The organism is Corynebacterium kefirresidentii (genome assembly GCF_016599755.1).
Classification (GTDB): Bacteria; Actinomycetota; Actinomycetes; order Mycobacteriales; family Mycobacteriaceae; genus Corynebacterium; species Corynebacterium kefirresidentii.
This window is the reverse complement of the sequence record NZ_CP067012.1, coordinates 1800226-1822240: the sequence shown is the minus strand read 5'-3', so window position 1 is coordinate 1822240 and position 22015 is coordinate 1800226. Positions and strand designations below refer to the sequence as shown.

24 protein-coding genes are annotated in these 22015 nt (G+C 56.8%); 5 read left to right on the top strand and 19 right to left on the bottom strand.

Features of this window, described 5'->3' with window-relative positions; genetic code table 11:
- Positions 1-64 precede the first annotated feature (64 nt).
- Both I6I12_RS08740 and I6I12_RS08735 read left to right on the top strand, forming a co-directional pair.
- Positions 65-1417 carry a TrkH family potassium uptake protein gene (locus tag I6I12_RS08740; RefSeq protein WP_200287892.1) on the top strand — a complete coding sequence of 451 codons (1353 nt, stop codon included), beginning with the start codon at positions 65-67 and terminating at the stop codon, positions 1415-1417.
- On the top strand, positions 1410-2102 hold the full coding sequence (locus I6I12_RS08735) for a potassium channel family protein (RefSeq protein WP_023021931.1): 693 nt from the start codon (positions 1410-1412) through the stop codon (positions 2100-2102). The genes I6I12_RS08740 and I6I12_RS08735 overlap by 8 nt, the downstream gene beginning before the upstream one ends.
- On the opposite strand, the gene pth (I6I12_RS08730) is transcribed toward I6I12_RS08735, so the two are convergent.
- A complete protein-coding gene (gene pth, locus I6I12_RS08730; protein ID WP_200287890.1) occupies positions 2099-2746 on the bottom strand; it encodes an aminoacyl-tRNA hydrolase in 648 nt (215 codons plus the stop codon). The genes I6I12_RS08735 and pth (I6I12_RS08730) overlap by 4 nt on opposite strands.
- 35 nt (positions 2747-2781) lie before the next feature.
- Here pth (I6I12_RS08730) and I6I12_RS08725 point away from each other — a divergent pair, with 35 nt between their 5' ends.
- Together I6I12_RS08725 and I6I12_RS08720 are read left to right on the top strand one after the other, a co-directional pair.
- Positions 2782-3765 (top strand): nitronate monooxygenase, encoded by a 984-nt coding sequence (locus I6I12_RS08725; protein WP_234288112.1) that lies wholly within the window; start codon positions 2782-2784, stop codon positions 3763-3765.
- A 64-nt stretch (positions 3766-3829) separates the two neighbouring features.
- Positions 3830-5284 (top strand): glyceraldehyde-3-phosphate dehydrogenase, encoded by a 1455-nt coding sequence (locus I6I12_RS08720; RefSeq protein WP_375545473.1) that lies wholly within the window; start codon positions 3830-3832, stop codon positions 5282-5284.
- Between the two features lie 383 nt (positions 5285-5667).
- On the opposite strand, the gene I6I12_RS08715 is transcribed toward I6I12_RS08720, so the two are convergent.
- The 18 genes from I6I12_RS08715 to I6I12_RS08630 form a co-directional block, all read right to left on the bottom strand.
- Complete coding sequence (locus I6I12_RS08715) at positions 5668-6645, bottom strand: Imm51 family immunity protein (protein ID WP_200287886.1); 978 nt, start codon at positions 6643-6645, stop codon at positions 5668-5670.
- Between the two features lie 257 nt (positions 6646-6902).
- Positions 6903-7319: a hypothetical protein gene (locus I6I12_RS08710; RefSeq protein ID WP_200287884.1), complete on the bottom strand. Its 417-nt coding sequence runs from the start codon at positions 7317-7319 to the stop codon at positions 6903-6905.
- Entirely contained in the window at positions 7291-7875 is a 585-nt protein-coding gene (locus I6I12_RS08705) for an HNH/ENDO VII family nuclease (RefSeq protein WP_234288195.1), read from the bottom strand. Before I6I12_RS08705 ends, I6I12_RS08710 begins: the two co-directional genes overlap by 29 nt.
- 180 nt (positions 7876-8055) lie before the next feature.
- Positions 8056-8496, bottom strand: a complete 441-nt coding sequence (locus I6I12_RS08695; protein WP_200287880.1) for a hypothetical protein — start codon at positions 8494-8496, stop codon at positions 8056-8058.
- A gap of 10 nt (positions 8497-8506) precedes the next feature.
- Positions 8507-8677: a NucA/NucB deoxyribonuclease domain-containing protein gene (locus tag I6I12_RS12150; RefSeq protein ID WP_432417958.1), complete on the bottom strand. Its 171-nt coding sequence runs from the start codon at positions 8675-8677 to the stop codon at positions 8507-8509.
- A gap of 449 nt (positions 8678-9126) precedes the next feature.
- A complete protein-coding gene (locus tag I6I12_RS08690; RefSeq protein ID WP_200287878.1) occupies positions 9127-9687 on the bottom strand; it encodes an SMI1/KNR4 family protein in 561 nt (186 codons plus the stop codon).
- A 4-nt stretch (positions 9688-9691) separates the two neighbouring features.
- The gene (locus I6I12_RS12145) at positions 9692-9799 is read right to left on the bottom strand and encodes an HNH endonuclease (protein WP_200287876.1); all 108 of its coding nucleotides are present in this window, start codon (positions 9797-9799) and stop codon (positions 9692-9694) included.
- Positions 9800-9829: 30 nt separating this feature from the next.
- On the bottom strand, positions 9830-11221 hold the full coding sequence (locus tag I6I12_RS08680; RefSeq protein WP_234288111.1) for an ABC-2 family transporter permease: 1392 nt from the start codon (positions 11219-11221) through the stop codon (positions 9830-9832).
- A gap of 82 nt (positions 11222-11303) precedes the next feature.
- The gene (locus I6I12_RS08675) at positions 11304-12017 is read right to left on the bottom strand and encodes an ATP-binding cassette domain-containing protein (RefSeq protein ID WP_200287872.1); all 714 of its coding nucleotides are present in this window, start codon (positions 12015-12017) and stop codon (positions 11304-11306) included.
- Positions 12018-12104: 87 nt separating this feature from the next.
- The gene (locus I6I12_RS08670) at positions 12105-12764 is read right to left on the bottom strand and encodes a response regulator (protein ID WP_200287870.1); all 660 of its coding nucleotides are present in this window, start codon (positions 12762-12764) and stop codon (positions 12105-12107) included.
- On the bottom strand, positions 12757-13935 hold the full coding sequence (locus I6I12_RS08665) for a sensor histidine kinase (protein ID WP_200287868.1): 1179 nt from the start codon (positions 13933-13935) through the stop codon (positions 12757-12759). The genes I6I12_RS08670 and I6I12_RS08665 overlap by 8 nt, the downstream gene beginning before the upstream one ends.
- Before the next feature lie 29 nt (positions 13936-13964).
- Positions 13965-14852, bottom strand: coding sequence for a polyphosphate kinase 2 (gene ppk2, locus I6I12_RS08660; RefSeq protein WP_086588148.1), 888 nt, complete (start codon positions 14850-14852; stop codon positions 13965-13967).
- A gap of 76 nt (positions 14853-14928) precedes the next feature.
- Complete coding sequence (locus tag I6I12_RS08655) at positions 14929-15789, bottom strand: fumarylacetoacetate hydrolase family protein (RefSeq protein ID WP_200287866.1); 861 nt, start codon at positions 15787-15789, stop codon at positions 14929-14931.
- A 5-nt stretch (positions 15790-15794) separates the two neighbouring features.
- Complete coding sequence (gene pth / locus I6I12_RS08650) at positions 15795-16325, bottom strand: aminoacyl-tRNA hydrolase (protein ID WP_200287864.1); 531 nt, start codon at positions 16323-16325, stop codon at positions 15795-15797.
- 93 nt (positions 16326-16418) lie between these two features.
- Entirely contained in the window at positions 16419-17072 is a 654-nt protein-coding gene (locus I6I12_RS08645) for a 50S ribosomal protein L25/general stress protein Ctc (RefSeq protein ID WP_200287862.1), read from the bottom strand.
- Positions 17073-17325: 253 nt separating this feature from the next.
- Positions 17326-18300 (bottom strand): ribose-phosphate diphosphokinase, encoded by a 975-nt coding sequence (locus tag I6I12_RS08640; protein ID WP_005323655.1) that lies wholly within the window; start codon positions 18298-18300, stop codon positions 17326-17328.
- A gap of 15 nt (positions 18301-18315) precedes the next feature.
- Complete coding sequence (gene glmU, locus I6I12_RS08635) at positions 18316-19704, bottom strand: bifunctional UDP-N-acetylglucosamine diphosphorylase/glucosamine-1-phosphate N-acetyltransferase GlmU (RefSeq protein WP_051138354.1); 1389 nt, start codon at positions 19702-19704, stop codon at positions 18316-18318.
- A 126-nt stretch (positions 19705-19830) separates the two neighbouring features.
- Positions 19831-21027, bottom strand: a complete 1197-nt coding sequence (locus I6I12_RS08630) for an MFS transporter (protein ID WP_200287860.1) — start codon at positions 21025-21027, stop codon at positions 19831-19833.
- Between the two features lie 122 nt (positions 21028-21149).
- Here I6I12_RS08630 and I6I12_RS08625 point away from each other — a divergent pair, with 122 nt between their 5' ends.
- Complete coding sequence (locus I6I12_RS08625) at positions 21150-21866, top strand: trimeric intracellular cation channel family protein (protein WP_023021917.1); 717 nt, start codon at positions 21150-21152, stop codon at positions 21864-21866.
- Positions 21867-22015: the final 149 nt, after the last annotated feature.

The window sequence follows — 22015 nt, the reverse complement described above, 5'->3', positions numbered from 1 at the left end:
TCGCGGCGGGGGTGGTGCTTGCTAGCAGTTTCCTTGCACCCCAAGCAGGTCTATACTTCCGCTCGTGAAACATCTGCTTTCCATACGGCAGTGGGGACCGGCGCGCTTAACCGCCGCCGGCTTTCTTTTGCTCATTTTGCTGGGAACGGTTTTGCTCATGCTACCGTTCGCCGAGGCCGGCACCGCCCGCGCTTCTTTTCTGTCTGCGCTTTTTACCGCTACGTCTGCGGTATCGCTAACCGGACTTATCGTGGTGGATACCGGTAGTTTTTGGAGCCCGGCCGGCCAAGTGGTCATCTTGGCACTCATCCAACTGGGTGGCTTGGGCATCATGTCCCTGGCCTCGCTATCCGGCCTGCTTTTTACCGGCCGGATTAGCTTCAAAGCACGCAAGACGGGTGCCTATGAGGGGCGCCCCATTGCTCCTGGCGGAATCCGCAAGACGCTGATTTTTACCTTTGCCTTTACCGCGGTAGCAGAGATCATCATCGCTCTCATCGTGGCTGCGCGGTTGATGATTGGCTATGGTCATTCCTTTCCGCGCGCGGTATGGGAAGGCATCTTTCACGCCATTTCTGCGTTCAATAACGCGGGTTTTAGCACCAATAGTGATAATCTGGTGCCCTTTGTTGCAGATGCCTGGATTCTGCTGCCCCTGGCCGCCGCCCTGATAGGTGGTGGCTTGGGATTTCCGGTATGGGCAGAGCTGGTACGCCTCGTGCGCCGCAACCGTTTCGTGGTCCACCGCATCTCCATTACCGCGCGCATGACTCTGGTTGCTACGACCGTGCTCTTGGTAGCGGGTGCGGTCTTTTTCGCCTGCATGGAATGGACCGGACTGTTGTCGTCCATGTCGCTGGGAGAAAAACTGCTCAACTCTTTCTTTGCCAGTGCATCTCCGCGCACGGCCGGCTTTAATGCCATCGATTACGGGCAGGCTCACCCCATTACCCTGATGGGCACCGATATTTTGATGTTTATCGGCGGCGGGTCTGCCGGTACCGCCGGCGGCATCAAGGTCACCACCGCGTGCGTGCTCTTGGCGGCGATGGCGGCTGAGTTCACTGGGCGCGAAACCACGACCATCGGGCACCGCAGCCTTCCGCGCTCGGTAACCCGCCAGGCCCTGGCTTTGAGCTTTGCCGGAGTCATGGTGGTCACACTCGGCGTGACGGCCCTGCGCTTTTTTGATCCGGAATTCAGTGGTGACCAAGTCTCTTTCGAAGTGCTCTCCGCATTCGCTACGGTGGGTTTGTCCACCGGAATTACCGCCAGCCTATCTGCACCCTCGCAGATAGTGCTGTGCCTCATCATGTACCTGGGCCGTGTTGGCCCAACCACCTTGGTAGCGGCGCTGGCGGCAAAAACCGTAAGTCGGCGTTTTAGCTATCCCGAAGAAAGGCCGTTCCTTGGCTAATATTCTCAAGGCGCTGGGCCGCACCCGCGCCGGCATCGATATTCCACCCGTCGTCGTCATCGGCTTGGGACGCTTTGGCTCCTCGCTAGCCCATGAGCTGATGGCCAATGGCGTTGAGGTCCTTGGCATTGACTCCAGCGAAAAGCGCGTGCGCGAAGAAGCGCCTTACCTCACTGAGACCATTGCGGCAGATACTACTGACCCGGAAGCCTTACGTCAGCTGGGCGTGGAGGAAGTCGAGCGCGTCATCGTCGCTATCGGCTCCCACCTAGAAGACTCCATTCTTACCGCGTCTAATCTGGTGGAGTTGGGGGTGAAAGATATCTGGGCCAAGGCAGATTCGGAGGCGCATGCGCGCATTTTGAGCCAGATTGGCACCCACCATGTCATCCGTCCGGAGCGCGATACCGGCCGCCGTGTAGCCTACCTTTTGGGCGGGCGCTTTCGTGATTTCGCAGAAATCGCTACCGATTACGGCGTGACCCAAATGGCCGTTCCTAGCTCATTGGTGGGCCGACCGCTCGACCTTTCCGCCATCTGGCGCACCCACCGCGTGCAATTGGTTTCGGTGCGTTGTGCGGAAGGGCAGTGGGCCCCACTTGCCGACGCCACCGAACTTGCCCCCACCGATTTCATCGTCGCCGCCGGCAGCCCGCAGGCCCTAGAGAAATTCTCCCAGTGCTAGCGCGAGTGAATCTGGTTTTGGGCTTTGCTTAGCCCTTCGGTCACGATGAGCCGAGCCGCCTTAGCTGCAGTGGCAATGGCGTCGTCAAAGTCCGCGCCGGTATCCACCGGGCCTAATACATAGTCTGGAATCGACGAGCCCTTGGGCGGCCGTGCAATGCCAATTCGTACACGCAAGTAGTCGCGCGTGCCTAAGCGCTCGGTGAGGGACTTGAGTCCGTTGTGCCCGTTTTCATTGCCACCCTGCTTGAGCCGGACCTTATTGGCCGGCAGATCGAGCTCATCGTGGAGGACAATCACATGGTCTGGAGCGATACCTAATTGCTGCGCTAGCGGTGCCACAGGATCCCCCGACAGGTTCATAAAGGTGCCCGAACGCACGGCAAGTACTTTATGGCCCTCCCAATTAAGCGGAGCTGCCTGGACATCCATCCCGCGCACCGGTTCGAGGACATCTCCACCGGCTGCGAGGAGATCATCGATGGCCATATAGCCCACATTGTGGCGGGTAGCGGCATACTTCGCGCCGGGGTTGCCCAAGCCTACGACAAGCCACTCCGCCTCAAGCTCGGACGGTGTGAGTCCTAGTTGCGGCTTATCCTTCGAGCCAAAGATCCGCGCGAAAAAATCTCCTAAAGCTGCCACTGCGCTAGCTTCCTCTCTCGGTAGGGTGGGGTGTTATGAGTCAGGTTATTAGCTCCCTTTCCCGTAGCGTAATTCCCGCGCCAATGGCCGGTGGCCCCACCACCCCGGAACTGGTGCACGCAGCTTATGCGGCTGGGTCTTTCGGCACCCTAGGTTTGGGCTCTGCCAGCATCGACTCTGCTCGCACACAGATAGAACAGTGCGCCGGAATTCCGTTCGGGGTGAATCTCTTTTGCCCACAGGAACCACTTACCGAGCCGTACTTGGCAGCCGCACGCGAGCTGGCTCAAGCAGAAAACCAGCCGCTACCCGAGCCCGACTACTCCTTTGGCTATGAAGAAAAGCTGGAGCTAGCCCTTCGCGGTGGCGCCCGGGTGGTGTGGTCCATGTTTGGAACCTTTACACCCGAACAGATAGAGCGAATCCACGCTGCGGGCGCAGAGGCGTGGACCACCGTTACCACCCCTACGGAGGCAATTGCGGCCGCACGTGGCGGCGTCGACGTGCTCTGCGTCCAAGGTCCGGCGGCTGGTGGACACCGTGGAACCTGGGAGCTTTCCGCAACCCCGGATTCCCGGGACTTAGAAGAGCTAGTAGCCGATGTGCGCGCCGCTTCTCCAGAACTTCCCCTTATCGCAGCCGGTGGCCTGCGCACCGCGGCTGATGTAGCCAACGCTATGTCCTGGAGCGGAGTTGCCGCCTGCTCTTGCGGGTCCGCCTTTTTGCTCGCTGCCGAGGCTGGCACGAGCGACTATAACCGGCAGCTTCTTCGCCGTGGTGGGAAAACCGTGTCCACCCGTGCATTCTCAGGCCGCTTCGCCCGCGGTTTGGAGACCGAGTACACCCGGAGACACCCTGACTTGCCCCCGGTCTACCCACTTTTGAATCCGGTCCTAAAGAAACGCCGTGCGCAGCACGATGATGCCGTATCCTACTGCCTCGTAGGTACAGAGGTAGGCAAAATAAACGGGGGTACTGTGGCCGACATCCTTAACCGACTATGCCAAAACCCACACTAGTAGGCGCTAATATTTAGGTTTGAAGATTTAATGCCACCCCCGTGACAGAAAAGGAATGAATTTCGTGACTGCGAACGCACATGTTGGCCATGATGATTGGAACGAGCGCCTCGAGCTGGCGCAGCAGATGATTCCACTCATCCACCAGCTGCACCGCAACAATAACGTTGTCACCACCATCTTCGGCCGCCCGCTGGTGGGCCAGACGGATATCGACATCATCAAGTCCCACCGCTACGGCCGCCGCATTGCGCAGCGCCACCTGTCCACGGCGGAGACCCTGCCAATCCTGGTGGAATTGGCGGACATGAACCTAGGCGCCGCCAGCGTTGACCTCGGCCGCTTGGTACTGGGCTGGGAGGAGTCCAACGAGGAAAACCTCCGCATGTACCTGGAAGGCGAGCTATGCGAGATCGTCGGTGCAGGCGTGGATTTGGAAACCACCGACGTCGTCCTCTATGGCTTTGGTCGCATTGGCCGACTGCTTGCCCGCCTGCTCGTCGCCCGCGAGGCAGCCTATGGTGGAGTCCGCCTGCGCGGCATCGTCCTGCGCAAGAAGGGCGATGGGGACATCCTCAAGCGCGCCTCCTTGCTGCGCCGCGATTCCGTCCACGGCGCCTTCAACGGCACCATCTCCGTGGATGAGGAAAACGAGGTCATCTGGGCCAACGGCACCAAGATCCAGATGATCTACGCTAACGATCCCTCCGAGATTGACTACACCTCTTATGGCATCAACGATGCCATCTTGGTAGATAACACTGGCGCGTGGCGCGACCGCGAGGGCTTGTCCCAGCACCTCAAGGCCAAGGGCATCTCTCGTGTGCTTTTGACTGCACCGGGCAAGGGCGATATCAAGAACATCGTCTACGGCATCAATAACGAAAAGATCACCGATGAGGATCAGATCCTCTCCGCCGCGTCCTGCACCACCAACGGCATCACCCCAGTACTCAAGGTCATCAATGACCGCTACGGCGTAACCCACGGCCACGTGGAAACGGCGCACTCGTTTACCAATGACCAGAACCTCATCGATAACTACCACAAGGGTGATCGCCGTGGCCGCGCCGCGGGCCTGAACATGGTGCTTACCGCCACCGGTGCAGCTAAGGCTGTGTCTAAGGCCCTGCCGGAGTTCGAAGGCAAGCTCACCGGCAACGCCATCCGCGTTCCTACCCCGGACGTGTCTATGGCCGTGCTTAACCTTGAACTGGAAAAGGAAGTAGACCGCGAAGAGGTCAACGACTTCCTGCGCAACGTTTCGCTGCACTCTGACTTGCGTCAGCAGATTTCCTATATCGCCTCCCCAGAGGTTGTTTCCTCTGACTTCATCGGCAATACCCACGCTGGCATTGTCGACGGTGTTGCCACCATCGCCTCCGGCAAGCACCTCGTGCTTTATGTGTGGTACGACAACGAGTTCGGTTACTCCAACCAGGTAGTACGCATCGTAGAAGAGCTGGCGGGTACCCGCCCGGTTGTTCTGCCGAAGCGCGTTTCTCCTGCTGAGCTTTAAGGCTCAATGATTTTAAGCCCGCGGTTACCCGCGGGCTATAGTCGTTTTAAGGGCTAAGGGCTTATACGTTTGTGACTCGGCGTGTTGGTGGGGCTAGATTTGACCTTCTTGGATGCTGATTGAATGGTTGGGGCACCCCTAGCCGGTGTAGCTGAAGTCTCGGTTTCACCGCCTTCAGGCGATCGGATTGTCAAAGACTTTCCTATTGCGCAAGACTCCACGCTTGAGGGTGGTATTCAACGATTCTGCTAGGGGTCAGGCCCGGTATTGATGGTGTCTTTGGCTATATGTCGGCCAAGTCTGTCGTAGGTATACCAGTAATAATGCGCAGCACCATTCCAGCCAGCTGACTAGTTTTTAACGTGTCAGGATAAAGCTTCTTTTTAGTCGTCGAAGTCTATTCCTGCTGCTTCGGCTTGCTTGAGCCTTTGTTGTAGGTCGTTTGTGTTGTTGAAGAGTTCTGTGAGTTGGTCGTGGAGTGGTTGCAGGATCTTGGTGGTGCCAATGAGGCTGAACATGCCTGCTTCGCTGTCGAATTCGATGCCGTTGGTGGTTACGTTTGCTTGTCGGAGTAGGTACTTGGCGAGGTTGTCGAGGAAGTAGCCGTTGGGTGTGTGCCCTGCTTGTTCTATGACGCCGGCTGCTTCTTCTGGCATGGTGTCCATGGCGGCGAACAGGGTGGTCATACCGTCGATTTCTGCGAGGTGGAAGAGTGGCTGGTCTTCCTGCTGTGAGTCGGTTTGCATAGTGTCGTGTTCCTGGCTTTCAATGAAGTCGGGGCGCGTGGGGCGCGGGGTATCGATTAGACCGTAGTAAGCTAGTGCGTCTTCAAGGGCATATTCGATTTCGCGGTGCCCGCCTAGGACATCGGTCATAAAGTAGGTGCCTTCTGGGGCTTCATCCGTGGTGCCGCCTTGCGGCGGGTTTGTGTCGTGGATCGTGTAGTTGATGATCCGTCTTTCCTTTGGCATCCATTCATCTTCTTTTGTTGTGGGGACGAATGCTTGCTCCTCTGGTGACCATAAGTCCGCGAGTGTGTAGTGGAAGTAGTTGTCAAAAGGGATGGTATTAGGATGGCTTTTCGCTGGGATTCTCTGAAAAGGTCCGCCTTTTCTGAAGTCACTCTTGACGATCTGAATTGGCGGAATAAGCAGTTCGTTCTTTTCGACGAGTGGAAACCAGGTTGTATCTGATGGATCGCTGATGAGCGCGCGATAAGGGTGGAGCATTGCGGCCGCACCAAAGAATGCTTCGGTGGAGGCGACGCCAACAGGGATGTAACCGAGGGTGGTTTTCATCAGGTAGAGCTGTCCCGCTTTAGGGCGGCTGCCTTTAGGGCTGTCTAAAGAGAATTTTAGCATCTAGGGGGCCTGACCTCCGGAAAGTAGACACGTCGGGGTTAGCTATGCTGCTTGGATCAGCATAGCTGATGTGAGTGCTTCGAAGTCATCGGGAGCTAGAAGGTTGCATCAGGAGTGTCGTCTGCGCGTGTTGTAGCGCATGCACCGAGCGTGTCAAGTTGTTTGGGTCCTGACCCCTGTTTGGTAGATTACCTTTCTTCCCAACCCAACCGGGCTGGATATCAGGTGTCTACCAAACAGGGGTCAGGTCCGCCTGTTTATCCGTAGCTATACACCCACTGCTCGAATGTCTTGAAGGGGCCTTCAACGTAGTCCTTTTCTTGAAAATCGTACATTCCACATATAACCGACCCATTGGGCTTCTGTTCGAAGACGCCCCAGACAAAACCGTCATCATAGGCTACTGGGAAGAAGCGTTTTGAATCGACAAGATCGGCTGACCGGAAATCCTCTAGAAACCCTTCGAAGGCGTTTTCATAGACTCCATATGGGGCAGGTGTGAAGAAATTTAACGATGGCGGAGAAAAGGCCGTGTAATGCTTCCAGAATTGGAAGTATTGTTCGGGAATCCAAGATGGAGCCACCGATTTCAGCTGAGACAGTTCACTTTTACTTAGACCGTGGCCGTACAAGTATGAGAGTAGCTTATCTGAGAGTTTTTTCTGACCGGTCATAAATAGTCCAATGCCTTTTCTTTCCAGTATGTGTGTCTCCACTCCCTAAAGAATGCGCGGTAGACAGGGGGACATCTGTTGGAAACTCGCTCCTATTCATTCCGTGGAATATATGGAGAAATTTAGCGTTTTCTGTGTGTATCTGTTTTGTAATTTCTACCACGGCTGATCGATCATCTTGTCCGATATGGTGCAAATTCACTGTGTTTCCATCTACCCCTATTGGGGCGCGCCCATGCCTCATTAAATCGACATTGGTGCCAATTCCACTACCAATTTCCCGAGGAAGGTACACCTCTTTGTGCGGATTGAATACCTGTCTACCAGTCTGTTGATATACAACCTTCCCTTGAACTTCCTTGGCCGCCCAACAGCCGTGCAGTCCCAGCACGTCGACCCAGTGTGCTGCGTGGTCGACATACCCCTGTGCGGAGGCGAGCCGTGGTGCAAGTCCGAGTGGGTCTTGGGCGTTATAGGTACCCAAGGTGGGACTGTAGTAGCGGAACCGGTTGTACGCCCAGTCTGATTCAGCATCTTCATATTGGCTGGCAAACAGCAGGGGACTGGTGCACCGACCAGATCATGTGCGTGTGCCGTAGAGGGTTTGGGTGGTGTGTACCTCTAAGACTCCAGTGGTGGTGTTGATGGTGCTTTGGGCCACGCGTCGGACGAGTCCGTCGTAGGTGTAGGAAAGGAAGAGGCTTCGGTCGCTGACTCTGCTAGAAACTCACTAGACTTAAGTCTCTGATGCGGGGCTAAATGTTAAGTGCAAACTAAGCGGCACTAACTCGCCCTCACTATTTTTCGTGAAACCTTTCGGGGCACTTAATGCGATTTCTGTGGAGCCGGACCATGGTAAGGAGTAAAGAGCTCCGACAAATCCCTCCGAGCCTGCAACCTGGCTTTCAACTACATCTGATATTTCTATTTTCCCATCAAAAGTATCAATGACATGCTTGGAGAAAGCGTTTTGCTCTTCGATGGGTGTATCGGTAAAGCAAACAGTGGCTGAAAACCTCTCGCCTATCTCTAGATCTGGAAGCGCTACTGCAAATGCGCCCTTGGCTCTACCGACCGGCGGATTATCCGACCAATGAAGTTCGGTTCCAGTAGATTCGTCGCCAAACACTTCAAAAATGTAGTTTGTTGGCTCGATCTTAATGAGAAAGGATTTCAATCGTATACTCCTAATCAGTTAATTTTTCTCTAAAACAGCCACCGTCGCCATTTTTGTTAGAACGGTAGAAACTGGACGATGATCCTCTACTTCTCTGCACAGAACGTGACACTCCTTTTACGGTTGCTCTTGCACCTCCCTGTCTACTTGGTGCGTACGGAAATTCATCGGGGCGCTTCATTGTGCTGATGCGAGGCGTAGGGCGAGCCCGAGTGGGTCTTGAGCGTTCTAGGCGCCCAGCGTGGGGTTGTAGTAACGGAGGCGGTTGTAATCCCGCTCGGATTCAGTATCCCGATACTGGCCGGCGAACAACGGGGGCTCGTGCACCGGCCACTTCAGATGCTTGAGCCTAACCCCTGGCGTGTCCACTTTCCGGGGTCAGGACCCAAAGCAGTTGTGCCCCTGGCGGTAGCCCTATTGATGGTTAATTCTACTGCTTATGCGATAAAATAGACGATCTAGTAGGAAAGATTGGGGGAATTGATGAATTTCTTGCGATTTAAAAAAGGCTTTATTGTTGCAATATAAGCATCTAGATAAAAGGTTCGGTAAGCGCTCTTTCAAGTAGGGTATCGATCAAGATGTATTAGTGGAATTAATCGATAGGAAATAGAGTTGCTGCGACTACTTTTAATGTTCTAGATTGGCATTTGAAAATTCTATATTTTTGACAGTCTTGCTTGGAAAAAAGAATTTTCCAAACTTCTCTGATCGCCTTTGCGGTGCCTTGGGTGCCTTCCCTCGGCTATTGATTAGAAGCGATATGAAGGATGTAAAATCTTTTGATACTTGGAAAACTTTCCCTTCGTCTTCATATAGTATGCTTCCGATTGAAAACTCTTCATTGGAGAGGTTAATTAAAAACTTGTCCTCGGGGGGATTGCTTGCTTCGCAAAAGTAAAATCCCCAGTCATGGAGCCAAGTAGGGTCCAGTTGAATGGCATTTTCCCATATGTCGATTGGTGTCGCGTTTCCAAAAATCATGGTTGCTTCAACTTCGAGAGCAGTTGAGTCGTTTGTCCTGAGCTGTACATGTGAGTAGGTCTCGGAAATGACTCCACCTCCATGAAGGGATAAAAATTCTAGATAGTCTTCAGGCAGAGATGAATCTACGGTTCGCTTTAATTCTGAAATTTCCTCCTCAGTAAACGGATCGCCATTAATTGAGAAAAAGTCTGACGGAAGTTTCATTTATTTATCCTTTCTTGCCCCAAAGCCTAAATCCACCTTTGTGAGATGCTCTGTGTGCGCCTTTTTCAACTAGCTGCATTCTTCCAGTCTCCTGATGGTGGTGCCAGGTCAACCCGTCAGCAGAGCGATACTCTTGCGAGGCTTAGTTTGCCGGCCGCAGCGCTTTAGTTTTAAGCAGCCGGATGACCATCCACGTACCAGCCGTGGCGAAGATTCCTGTCAGCACCACCGCAAGAAAATAGCGGGCAGGGGAATCCGCGTTCATGGGCCATGCGGGGAAGGCGATCAACCACAGCGGGGTTCTAGCGAGGATGTCTCCGCCCAGGGTCACGGAGACGATAGTGCAGACGATGCACAGTGCCAGGCCACTCATGATGCCCAGACGAATCACGATGAGAAGAGAGAATACCGAAATCACATACCCCACCCCAATGGCTAGAGGCAGTTGGATGATCGTCGTTGAAGCCGGGCTGCCAGAAGCACTAAGCGCGAGCGAAGCGCCCATGCATACTGCGGATACTATCCCGAAAAACCACCAGAGGAGGGCGCTGGAACAATGGCGGGATTCCATGTGGCTGAGCGGCCATACCGGCGCGAGTAATGGCCACACCACAACCGGTAGCACACCTGCCCCTACAGGGAGAAGCAGAAAAATAAAGAAACCCTGGACATAAGTCGGAGGATAGAAAAGGGCAAGAAATAGCAATGCCAAGGCACTTAACGCCACGCAGGCGATAACCGCTGGGCTGCACGCCGCCCGGTGGAGACCAACTAGCGCGCCTGCAAAGCGGGGGCGGGCGGTGGCACGCGGTGCTGTGGCTGGGCGCCACGTGGCAGTGGCGCCGCTAAAGGCAGGGGTCGTCTGGCCGCGGCGAGGTAAGGCGAGGCGGCGCAGGCGGCGCGAAGTGACGATGGCCGCATAGATGCCCATTACTGCGAGAAGTAGCGTCAGAGCGAGGGCCGGCAGCGGACTTTCTTGCAGGAGCGGATCGCCTGGATCCAAGGGCACGGAATTTTGATGAATATGCAGTGAATGAAGCAAGAGCCGCATGGGCCAAGCTGGTGGAAAAACCCACCACGTAGGGCCTTCGACGACCTTGGAAGTCACGCTTAAAACCTGCCAGATAACGCTGAGTATTAGTGTCGCGCCAAGGCCATAGCGCCGCGAGCAGGCAGAGGCAAGGCCAGCAATGCCAATAGCACCGAGGAAAGAATAGAGCCCGGCGAGTGCCACAAGGTGGTGCTGTTCGCGGCCTTGTGCGAACACTACTGCCCAGGACACCCCAAAGTTGAGGAGATGGAACGCGGCTAAGCTGGCGAGCACTACCACCAAGCGTGCAGTGTGTTCGTAGCGAGTAGTGAGGCGGCGCCACCAGGTGCCGCCGCCACGGGCGAGAACCTCTCGGCGCTCTGTAACTGCGGCAAATACCGCAATGAGCGGCGCGTACATGCCGGTGACAAACATAGATTGCCAGCCGAGAACACCGGTAGCATCCTTAGCCGGGGAAGCGAAAGCAGAAAAGACTATGGTCATTAGCGCAAGCGGTAAGGCGAGAAGAGGTAGCCACTGCACAGCGCTGCCGCGGCTGCGTATCAGCTCTGCCGAAAGGTAGCGCTTAAACATCGGCCTCACCACCCGGAGAGGTGAGGCGGAAGAACTCGGACTCCAATTGTCCGCTGGGGGCAAGCTCCTGCAAGGACCCGGAGTAGCGAATGGTGCCCTGAGACAAAATGGTGATGTCGTCGGCCAAATGAAGGACCTCGCCAAGCTGATGAGAGCTGACCACAACAGTGTGGCCGGCTGCTGCCAAGTCTCGCAGCAAAGTACGCAGCTCCACTATGCCCTGTGGATCAAGACCATTTTGAGGTTCATCCAGTAACAAGATTTCCGGATCACCTAGCAAAGCCTGCGCCAATGCCAAGCGGGCCTTCATACCAGTGGAAAAGGACTTGGCCTTCTTGGAACCGACCTCGGTGAGCCCCGCAATGGCTAAAACACGCTCTACCTCAGACTCCGGCAGACCTAGCAAGCGGGTATGTACGCGCAGGTTGGCAGCGGCGGAAAGATGCCCGTAGAAGGCGGGTCCATTCACGGATGCCCCCACATGGTCGAGTACTTCACGTGACCACGGGGCACCAGCCACGCGTACTATTCCGGAATCTGCCGGCAGCAGGCCAAGGAAGATGGAAAAGAGAGTGGATTTTCCGGCCCCGTTGCGTCCAAGCAAGGCGTGGACGCGGCCAGGGGCAATGCGAAAGTCCACATCCCGCAGCACCGCGTGGGAACCAAAGGATTTGGTGACGTGTTCAAAGGAGATCTCAAAACTCATACCGCCCAGTCTCGCGGCAGAGCGCCGCAATAACCTCCGCCTAGGCTATGGACCTTAGCGCGAAGTTCTCCTACCACGGTAGGAGGCTTAGGCGATGCCAGCCTTTTGCGCCAAGAGCACTAGAGCTACGCGGTCGCGTGCAGCCAGTTTGGAAAGCAGAGAGGAAATATGTGTCTTGACAGTCGTATCCGCGATGACCATTTCACGGGCAATTTCCGCGTTGGTGGCACCGCGGGCGATGAGGGCTAAGACTTCTCGTTCGCGACGGGTGACAAGGCTTAAGCCTTGGCGCTCTCGCGCGCTCAGCTGTCCGCGCGCAATTGCGGCGCGGTAGGTCTGCAAGACTGGGCCGGTTACCTTAGCAGCTAGGACCGATTCGCCCTTGGCGACGTCCCGCACAGCCCCCACCAGTACATCTGGGTCGGCGTCTTTGAGGAGAAACCCATGCGCGCCAGCGGCGATAGATTGAGCCACCAAATCATCTTCATTAAATGTAGTGAGCATGATGATTCGGCAGTCAGGCACCCGAGAAAGGATGGCTTGAGTCGCGGCAATGCCGTCCATTCCGGGCATTCGGATATCTAGAATCGCGACGTCAATGCGGTGGCTTATCGCCGCGGTAACGGCTTCGTTGCCGGTGTGCGCGGTGGTAACGACCTCAATATCCTCCTGAGCATTGAGGATCGTGGACAAAGCCGCGACGAGCAGCGCTTGGTCATCGGCAAGCAGTACACGAATCTTAGACACGGTTTTCCTTCTGCAACGGAAGTTCGGCGAGCAGGGTGAATTTTGTGGCATCGCCCCAGCTCTCTAGCTTTCCACCCAATGCGTTGGCACGTTCTTCCACACCGATCAGGCCCACGCCGCTACCTGGGACTTCGCTGGGAGTCGGGGAGGGCGTGGAAGAAATTAGGGTGAGTCGGGCGACGTCGGCAAGCGCAAGCTCCACATCCACCTGGGTTCCTGGGCCCTGGTGGCGCAACGCGTTGGTCAAACCCTCAGAAATGATGCGCACCAACGCCAATTGCGTAAGTGCTGGAGCCTCGTAGGCCTCAGGTATATGCGCGTTAATGTCCAAGCCTGCCGCTCGGAAGCCATCGATAATGCCCTCGATGTGCTCTAGCTGCGTGGTGGGCTCCAGTGAGGTAGGTCCGGTGCTTCGCAGTGCAGTGACGATGCCGCGGACCTCTTCCAAAGCAGAATCCGCGCCATCACGAATACTGGCCAGCGCATCGTGGGCAGCCTCAGTGTTTGCACGAGCGGCAATGATCCCGGCGTTTGCCTGAACCTTGATCAACGTGAGGGAATGAGCGAGTACATCATGCAGCTCCCGTGCGATGAGCAGGCGTTCTTCTTCTTGGGCTTGGCGAAATCGCTCTTGCGCTAGCTGCTCGCGCTGGCGTGCTAAATCGAAGTAGCGCGCAGCTATAAAATATGTGCTGCCTAGAACCGCCCAGTGCACGACCAACATGGCCAAGTAGCGGCGGTCCAGTTGGTAATGCAAAAAGAAAGACTCCGGATCTATGCGCCACATGAATGGCGAAATGAAGGAGCCAAGAATCGTTAGAGCCAGTACCGTGCGGGGAATGGCGCGGCGCGTGACATAGCGGGAGGTGGCATACACCGCCATGGGTGCAGTAAGCGCCCACGGGGTAATTCCCAGGTTAGTGGGAAGCTGGCTCATCCAAGCCATCGCCCAAGCCGCGAGAAGCACGATAAAGCCCGTGGCGCTGAGCACGGGACGGCTCCGCCAGACCCACATAAATGGCAGGAATAGTAACGATAGACCTGCCTGAATAATCTCAATTATGCTGGGATTCTTCGCGGCAGAAATGACATAAAATAGCGCAATGAGCACCGCCACCGCAGTGAGGATTTTATCTCCTAAACGCGCTTCCGCGACGGTGTCAGTGCTCATGATTGAAGATAGTAATACGGCCGGTGCTGCTACTTCTTCTTATCCTTCTTCTTGCCCTTCTTTGAGGTTTTCTTCGCCGTCTTCTGCTCGGACTTGCGCTCCAGCTTGGCTGCTACATCAGGCACATAGCGGAACTCTTCGCGGGCGGGGCGCTCGTAGGTCTCGCCATCAGATTCAGGGCGCTGCGGGATTTCAGGCATCTTGCGCTCGATCTTCTCGTAGGGAATGGTGCTGAGAAGGTGCGAGATGACATTGATACGCGAGCGCTTCTTGTCTTCCGATTCCACGGTGTACCACGGGGCGGTTGGGGTATCGGTGTGAATGAACATGGCATCCTTCGCGCGGGAATAGTCCTCCCAGCGGGTAATGGATTGCAGGTCCATAGGGGAGAGCTTCCAGCGGCGTAGCGGATCATTGCGGCGGGACTCAAAGCGCTTAATCTGCTCCTCATCGGAGACAGAGAACCAGTACTTGCGCAGCATGATGCCGTCTTCTACCAGCATCTGCTCAAAGGTAGGTGCCTGGTGGAGGAAGCGGACGTATTCCTGATCGGTGCAAAAGCCCATGACGCGTTCGACGCCGGCGCGGTTGTACCAGGAGCGGTCAAAGATGACAATTTCGCCCTTCGTTGGCAGCTTTTCCACATAGCGCTGGAAGTACCACTGGCCCTGCTCACGGGAGTTCGGGGCGGGCAGCGCCTCGACGCGGCACGTACGTGGGTTGAGGTACTGGGTGATGCGCTTGATAGCAGAGCCTTTGCCGGCGGCGTCGCGGCCTTCCATGATGATGACGACGCGGGCCCCGGTTTCAACGACCCACTGCTGCATGTCCACGAGTTCTGCCTGAAGGCGCTCGAGTTCCTTCTCGTAGGCCTTCTTGTTGAGTTTCTTAGGGGCTTTACTGCTCTTTGTGCTCATTACCCCAGCTTAACTGTCGTTGATAGCAGGGGAGAAAACGGCAACGCCCTCGTTGGAGTGAGAATCTGGGCACAGTCTAAGAGCAGGTACAGCCTGGACCGCAGCCTGGTTCGCCGAAAAAAGTTGTATTGGAAATATGCCCCAAGCCCTCAATAGCAATGGTGACATTTTGACCATCTTGAATAAACTGCTGCGGCTCCCGTGCAAATCCAACGCCCTCTGGGGTACCGGTAATGATGACGTCTCCCGGATTGAGCGGGTAAAGCTGCGAGCAAAACTCGATCAGCTCAGCAACTGAAAAGATAAGGTCATCGGTGTTATCGCGCTGCCTTTCTTCGCCGCCCACGGTAGTAGTAAGTAAAGCACCAGAACCAGGTGCCCATTCCTCCGCGGTGGTGAGCCACGGGCCGAAGCCTGCGGTGCGATAGAAGGACTTACCGGCATGGAACTGGCTCGTCTGACGCTGGAAATCGCGCAGCGTGTAGTCATTCATGATGGCATAGCCGGCGACATAGTCGAGCGCCTCATTCCGGTTCACGCGGTGGGCGCGCTCGCCGATGATGACCGCCAGCTCGCCTTCATAATCCAGCTTCTGTGTGGCAAATTCTGGAATGAAGACATCATCATAGGGGCCGGTGAGGGCATCGGCGAACTTGATGAACAAGGTGGGGTGTTCGGGGAATTCGCGTCCCATTTCGCGTATGTGCTTGGCGTAATTGAGCCCAACGCAGATAATCTTGCCGGGATTCGGGACTACGGCCTCCAAGTCGGCGTGGTCGAAGACCACGGGTTCGCCGGAAAGCTGCGCGGCCTTATGCCAATCTTCGCTGCACAGCAGCTGGCCCACATCTTCATAATCCAGTTCGACACCCACATTGTCCCCATCAATGCGGATAGCGGAGGTGCCAAAGCCAGTGCGTAGAGTAGCCAGTTTCATGGCGACTATCCTACGCGCAGGATCTCATCCACCGCGTTGGCGCAGATGATGGGGATTTCTGCCCGTTCCTGCTTGGCCCAAGGCTTGAGCACAAACGATGCCGGATCCATACGGCCCGGTGGGCGCCCAATTCCTATAGAGAGGCGTTGATAGTCCTTTGTTCCCAGGGACTTGGTGGTGGAGCGCAAACCATTATGGCCGTGGTCGCCGCCGCCGTCGCGGAGTTTAATGGTGCCAAAATCGAGCTCCAGTTCATCGTGGACGACGATGATATCGGCGGCGGAGAGATGAAAATATTGGCTTAGGGCTTTGATCGGCCCGCCGGAGAGGTTCATGAAAGACCGTGGCTTAGCACAGATAATCTTGCGGCCACCTGTCATGCCCTCGGCGACCTCGGTATTGGTCTTCTTGTGCACCGAAAAGCTGCTCTTGAGCTCGCCAGCGAGTTCTACAGCTACATCGAAGCCGATATTGTGGCGGGTTCCTGCGTACCTGGGGCCAGGGTTACCAAGGCCTACTACGAGAAGTGGAGTCACGCGCTCAATTGTCTCATACAGCGAAGGAAAAACGACGAAACCGCCGCGAGATGCACTTCTCACGGCGGCTTACGTGCAGGAGGGGGAGGGGGATTACTCCTCGTCGGAGTCGGAGGACTCTTCGCTCTCCTCTGCGGACTCGGCGCCAGCGTCAGCGCCGCCTTCCTCAGCAGCCTCGGCTGCTTCCTCGAGCTCCTCATCAACCTCAGGCAGGGAGATGGAGACGATAACGGTGTCTTCCTCTGCCACCAGGGTGGTGTCTTCCGGCATGGTGACATCGGCGGCGGTGATAACCGCGCCCTCCTCGAGACCCTCGATGGAAACCTCGAGCTCCTCCGGAATGTTCAGTACGTCTGCCTCAACCAGCAGTACGTCAGCATCCTGGATGTGCATGGTGCCTGGGGCCGGCTCGCCGGTCAGGGTAACCGGAACCTCAACCTCAACCTTCTCGCCACGCTTAATAGCAAGCAGGTCAACGTGGTCGATGTCGAAGGTCAGGACGTTCTGGTCAACGTGCTTAACCATGGTCAGGTACTGCTCGCCGTCGATCTCCAGCTCCAAAACGGCGTTGACACCGTTGTTGCGGACGAGGGACTGGATGTCCAGCAGCGGAACTGCGAAGTGAACCGGCTCCTGGTGGGCACCGTAGATGACGCCTGGGACCTTCCAGTCGCGGCGCAGGCGGCGTGCGACACCCTTGCCAAACTCGGTACGTGCTTCAGCCTTGATTACTGGGCGCTGTGCCATGCTTCATTCTCCTTAGTCAAAGTAGTGCGGCGCGGCCAACGCGATAAAACGACGAAAGCCTGCCGATGGACGTCTTGGACGAGTCATCGCAGGCGTATATAAAAGCAACGTGCTCTAACTTCAATCGCGTCGATAACGGCTTCCTCATCCTGAGGTCGCCCTCGCCGAGACTGGGTTAGATTAGCACGCGTACCGTTAGCAAATCAAAAGCCGCCGAAGTAAATTCTCGGCGGCTAGTGATAGTAGATCATGTTTAGGCGCGGTCAAACAAGGTGGTGACAGAACCATTCTCGAAGATCTCGTGGATGGTCTGTGCCAAAAGCGGTGCGATGGACAGCACCGTGAGGTTGGACCAGCCCTCGGTGGACTGCGGCAGGGTATCGGTGGTGATAACTTCCTCCGCACCGCATTCAGACAGACGCTCGCGGGCGGGATCGGAAAAGACGCCGTGGGTGCAGGCAATGATGACCTTCTTGGCGCCGGCGTCCTTCAGCACGCGCACGGCGCCAGCAATGGTGCCGCCGGTATCAATCATGTCGTCGAGAAGCACGCAGTCCTTGCCCTCAACATCGCCTACTACGCGGTTGGATACCGTCTTATTGGCCTCGGTATTGGAGCGGGTCTTGTGCACGAAGGCCAGCGGGGCATCGCCCAAGTCATGGGCCCACTTTTCCGCAACCTTTACGCGGCCGGCATCCGGGGAGACAACCGTGATGTTATCGGTGGCGTACTTGGACTTGATGTAATCGGTCAGGATGGGCTGAGCATGCATGTGATCAACCGGGCCATCGAAGAAGCCCTGAATCTGATCGGTGTGCAGGTCCACGGAGACGATGCGGTCCGCGCCGGCTGCCTGCAGTAGGTCTGCCACTAGGCGAGCGGAAATCGGCTCGCGGCCCAAGTGCTTCTTATCCTGGCGTGCATATGGGTAGAAGGGCAGGATGGCAGTGATGCGCTTCGCGGAGCCGCGCTTGAGAGCGTCAATCATGATGAGCTGCTCCACCAGCCACTTATTGAGCGGCTGAGTGTGCGACTGCATTACGAAACAGTCTGCACCACGCACGGACTCTTCAAAGCGGATGAAGATTTCGCCGTTAGCGAAATCGCGGGCGGTAGTAGGAACCAGATCCGTCTTCAGCTCCTTAGCCACAGCCTCCGCCAGCTCTGGGTGTGCACGCCCAGAGAAGAGCTTCATGTTTTTGCTGCTACCAGTTACCTTGCCAGTCATGGGAGAATATGCCCCTTACTTTTCGTTGTCCTGCGCACGGGCTGCGGCCTCAGCCGCGGGAGTACCCGGACGCTTCTTTTGAACCCAGCCCTCGATGTTGCGCTGTTTGCCACCGGAGACTGCGAGTGCTCCCGCAGGAACATCGTCCTTAATTACTGTACCCGCACCGGAGTACGCGCCATCACCGACATTGACCGGAGCGATAAACATTGTGTCAGAACCGGTGCGCACGTGGCTGCCGATGGTGGTGTGGTGCTTGTTTACTCCGTCGTAGTTTACAAAGACGGAAGAGGCGCCAATATTGGACTGCTCGCCCACGGTGGCATCGCCGATATAGGTCAGGTGCGGCACCTTGGAGCCGCGACCAATTTGCGCATTCTTTGCCTCTACGAAGCCGCCGAGCTTTCCGTCCTCGCCCACCACGGTCTTCGGGCGGATATAGGTAAACGGGCCGACCTTAGCGTTGGTGCCGATGACAGAATCGCTGCCATGAGTGCGCACGACGGAAGCACCTTCGCCCACTTGCATATTGGTCAGGGTGGTATCGGGGCCAATCTCGGCATTATCGGCGATGCTGGTCGCTCCCCACAGCTGGGTGCCGGGGTGAATGATGACATCGGAGCCCACGGTGACATTGACACCAATCCAGGTGGTCTCCGGATCTACGATGGTGGCTCCGCCGCGCATCGCCTTTTCCACCATGCGTCGGTTGAGCTCGCGGCCGGCAGCGGCGAGCTGCACGCGGTCATTGACGCCCGCCAGTTCGGCCGGATCCGCTGCCACATGCGCGCCGACGCCGTGTCCAGCGGTGCGGGCGATCTCGAGCACATCGGTGATGTATAGCTCGCCTTGGGCGTTATTGGAGTCGAGCTTCTGGAGGGCGTCGGCAAGCACGCGGCCGTCAAAAGCGAAGACGCCGGAGTTGACCTCATCGACTCGGCGCTGCTCTTCGGAGGCGTCCTTTTGCTCGACAATGGCGGACACGCTGCCGTCCTCAGCGCGGATGATACGGCCGTAGCCGGTGGGATCCTCTAAGCGCATGGATAGCACCGTTACCGCATTGCCCTGCTCGGTGTGGGTAGCGCGCAGGCCCTCGATGGTCTCTGGGGTAAGTAGCGGTACGTCGCCATTAGTGACGATGATGGTGCCCTCAAACTCCGGAATCGGCTCCAAGCCGCAGGCCACTGCGTGGCCGGTGCCCAGCTGTTCTTCCTGTACTGCCTGCAGCACCTCGCAGTCCAGCTCCTGGGAGATGGCATCCACAGCGGGGGAGACCTGGTCGCGTTGGTGGCCTACCACCGTGACAATGCGTTCCGGATTAATCCCGGCCGCGGCATGCAGAGCGTGGCCGAGCAAGCTGCGCCCGCCAATCTCGTGCAAGGTCTTTTGCTTGGTGGATTTCATGCGGGTGCCGGCACCAGCCGCAAGGACGACTACGGCACACGGGGTTGTTGCTACCACGGGTTATTGAGCTCCTGGGGGGTCGAGTCTGATTCTTATCCGGACTACATCCTATAGCCCGAGTGCGATTTATGTGTGAGAAACCTCTTTCAGGCCGCGGGCGCGCCACACCCCGAGAAAGCCGATGAGGGCGAGGAATAGCAGGGCCGCCTCTGGCCCGGCCAGCGCCACCACGGAGGAAATGCCACCGACGATGAGCAAGATGATGCCCATCATCGTATTGGCGGCACCTACATACTGGGTGCGCTTATCGCCACCGGCCATATCCACCACGTAGGTCTTTCGCGCCACTCGAATGGCCGTGTGCGCCAGATTCACGGCGAAGAAACCAATCGGCATGACCCAGGCATTGACCCCATCTGGGGCCCAATGTGAGCTGGCGACCAAGAGCACCAGCACGATGGAAGCCACGGCCGCTCCCACCGCCATGGTGTTTTTGGAGGACTTATCGGAATACACCCCGGAGATTCGCCCGCCCACCAGCGAGGCTAGCCCCGAGGCAAGCACGAATCCGTAGAGCCCGGACAGGTTGGTGCTAAGCAGCACGATAAAAGAAGTTGAAAGCGCCGATACCAACAGCAGCGCGCGGACGATGACAAAGTTGCGAAATTGTCCGTCGCTAGTAAAAAGCTGCAAGGTATCTTTCCACCACTGCTTATCGATGCCCCCTTCGGTTTCCTCTGGCACCGGCTCATCCACGCCCGAAAATACCCACGCGGCGATGGCCCACGTGGCCGCGCCAACGCCGAGGACCGTGCCCATCACGGGGATACTGAGCTCACCCAAAAAGTAAAGGATAACGCCGGTCAGCAAAGTGGCACCGCCTCCGAGTGCTGCCGCGCTACCGGTTACTCGGCCGCGCGCACCCTTGGAAATCGTGCGCGCCTGTACGTCCTTGCCCGCAATCGAGCACAGTGCGCGGAAAAGGGAAAGGGCCGCCAAGGCCAGCAGTGTTACTACACCCAGTGCCGTTCCGCGAATAAAAAATGCCGCTAGCGCGATGACCGCGGCGGACAGTGCTTGACCCAGTGAACCGATGATCCACAGGCGCTTGCGGGCCCTATGCGTAGTCACCCACGGGGTCAGCGCCGCCTGCGGCAGCATCGAACCAGATTCGCGAATAGGGGTGAGCAAACCGGTAAAGAAGGCAGGCACGCCGGCTGCACTAAAAAGCGCTGGCAGCACCGTCTTGGCTGCCACAATCTGATCGCCCAAATTTTGCAGGCCATTGGACCAGATGAAATACCGGGCATTGGATTGAGACATGAGAAATTCGATCTTTCAGAGAAACGAGTTGGTTAAATTAAAGCCATGTTGACACGCCGGAGACTAAAACACGGCCGCAGTCACGCCGAAATTCTACCCGCGCGGCAGGAGGCCTAAGAATCATGCATGATGTTGATCCCCTCATCAATTCCCTCTATCAAGCCTTTGACCTCCTTGGCGTGGTGCTAAACGGCATCATTGGTGGCACCATTGCCCGCCGCCGCGAATTCGACATCGTGGGTTTTGTATTCCTCGCCCTCTTTTCTGGGCTGGCCGGTGGCATGATTCGTGACATGCTCATCGCAGATGGGGCAGCGGCTGCGATTTCAGATCCGTGGTACCTCGGACTCGCCTGTGGAGGAGCCCTCGTTGCGTTTCTTATCGATCTTAAGGGCAAGGCATGGGAGCTTTTCCGCGAACATGGTGATGCCATCATCCTCGGCGTGTGGTCCACTACCGGTTGCGTCAAAGCACTCACGCACGGCATGCCACTTATTCCCTGCGTTTTCCTTGGCGTGCTTACCGCGGTGGGCGGCGGAATGGTTCGCGACGTAGCTTCTGGGCAAATCCCCTCTATCTTCGGCGGCAGCCCTCTTTATGCCGTGCCGTCCATCCTGACCGGCATCGTTATGGTGACCTTCGCCCACAACGGGCAATTTGCCCTCGGCATGATCATTTCCCCCATCGTCGGAAGCGGCATGGCCATCTTGTCTTATTGGCGCGGCTGGGTGTTGCCCCGCGCTGGTGTAGCCCCCGTTAATTACACCGCGGCCCAGGTGGCTGCGATTGCGAAGAAAGCCGAGCTCAAAGGCTTTCGACGCGGCAGGAAGAAAAACTAAAAAAGCTTCCCCACCAGGACTCGAACCTAGAATGACGGTACCAAAAACCGTAGTGTTGCCGATTACACCATGGGGAAACACAGCAAATTGCTGTAGGCATAGCGTACCTGACGCACCCGGGTAAATCACAAATTGCGGGGCGGGGGATA

Bases quoted from the DNA above. Each gene is read 5' to 3' on its own strand.
- I6I12_RS08725 (WP_234288112.1), top strand. From the start codon at position 2,782: ATGAGTCAGGTTATTAGCTCCCTTTCCCGTAGCGTAATTCCCGCGCCA.
- I6I12_RS08715 (WP_200287886.1), bottom strand. From the start codon at position 6,645: ATGCTAAAATTCTCTTTAGACAGCCCTAAAGGCAGCCGCCCTAAAGCG.
- I6I12_RS08710 (WP_200287884.1), bottom strand. From the start codon at position 7,319: ATGACCGGTCAGAAAAAACTCTCAGATAAGCTACTCTCATACTTGTAC.
- I6I12_RS12150 (WP_432417958.1), bottom strand. From the start codon at position 8,677: ATGAAGCGCCCCGATGAATTTCCGTACGCACCAAGTAGACAGGGAGGT.
- I6I12_RS08690 (WP_200287878.1), bottom strand. From the start codon at position 9,687: ATGAAACTTCCGTCAGACTTTTTCTCAATTAATGGCGATCCGTTTACT.
- I6I12_RS08680 (WP_234288111.1), bottom strand. From the start codon at position 11,221: ATGACCATAGTCTTTTCTGCTTTCGCTTCCCCGGCTAAGGATGCTACC.
- I6I12_RS08675 (WP_200287872.1), bottom strand. From the start codon at position 12,017: ATGAGTTTTGAGATCTCCTTTGAACACGTCACCAAATCCTTTGGTTCC.
- I6I12_RS08665 (WP_200287868.1), bottom strand. From the start codon at position 13,935: ATGAGCACTGACACCGTCGCGGAAGCGCGTTTAGGAGATAAAATCCTC.
- ppk2 (WP_086588148.1), bottom strand. From the start codon at position 14,852: ATGAGCACAAAGAGCAGTAAAGCCCCTAAGAAACTCAACAAGAAGGCC.
- I6I12_RS08655 (WP_200287866.1), bottom strand. From the start codon at position 15,789: ATGAAACTGGCTACTCTACGCACTGGCTTTGGCACCTCCGCTATCCGC.
- I6I12_RS08645 (WP_200287862.1), bottom strand. From the start codon at position 17,072: ATGGCACAGCGCCCAGTAATCAAGGCTGAAGCACGTACCGAGTTTGGC.
- I6I12_RS08640 (WP_005323655.1), bottom strand. From the start codon at position 18,300: ATGACTGGCAAGGTAACTGGTAGCAGCAAAAACATGAAGCTCTTCTCT.
- glmU (WP_051138354.1), bottom strand. From the start codon at position 19,704: ATGAAATCCACCAAGCAAAAGACCTTGCACGAGATTGGCGGGCGCAGC.
- I6I12_RS08630 (WP_200287860.1), bottom strand. From the start codon at position 21,027: ATGTCTCAATCCAATGCCCGGTATTTCATCTGGTCCAATGGCCTGCAA.
- I6I12_RS08625 (WP_023021917.1), top strand. From the start codon at position 21,150: ATGCATGATGTTGATCCCCTCATCAATTCCCTCTATCAAGCCTTTGAC.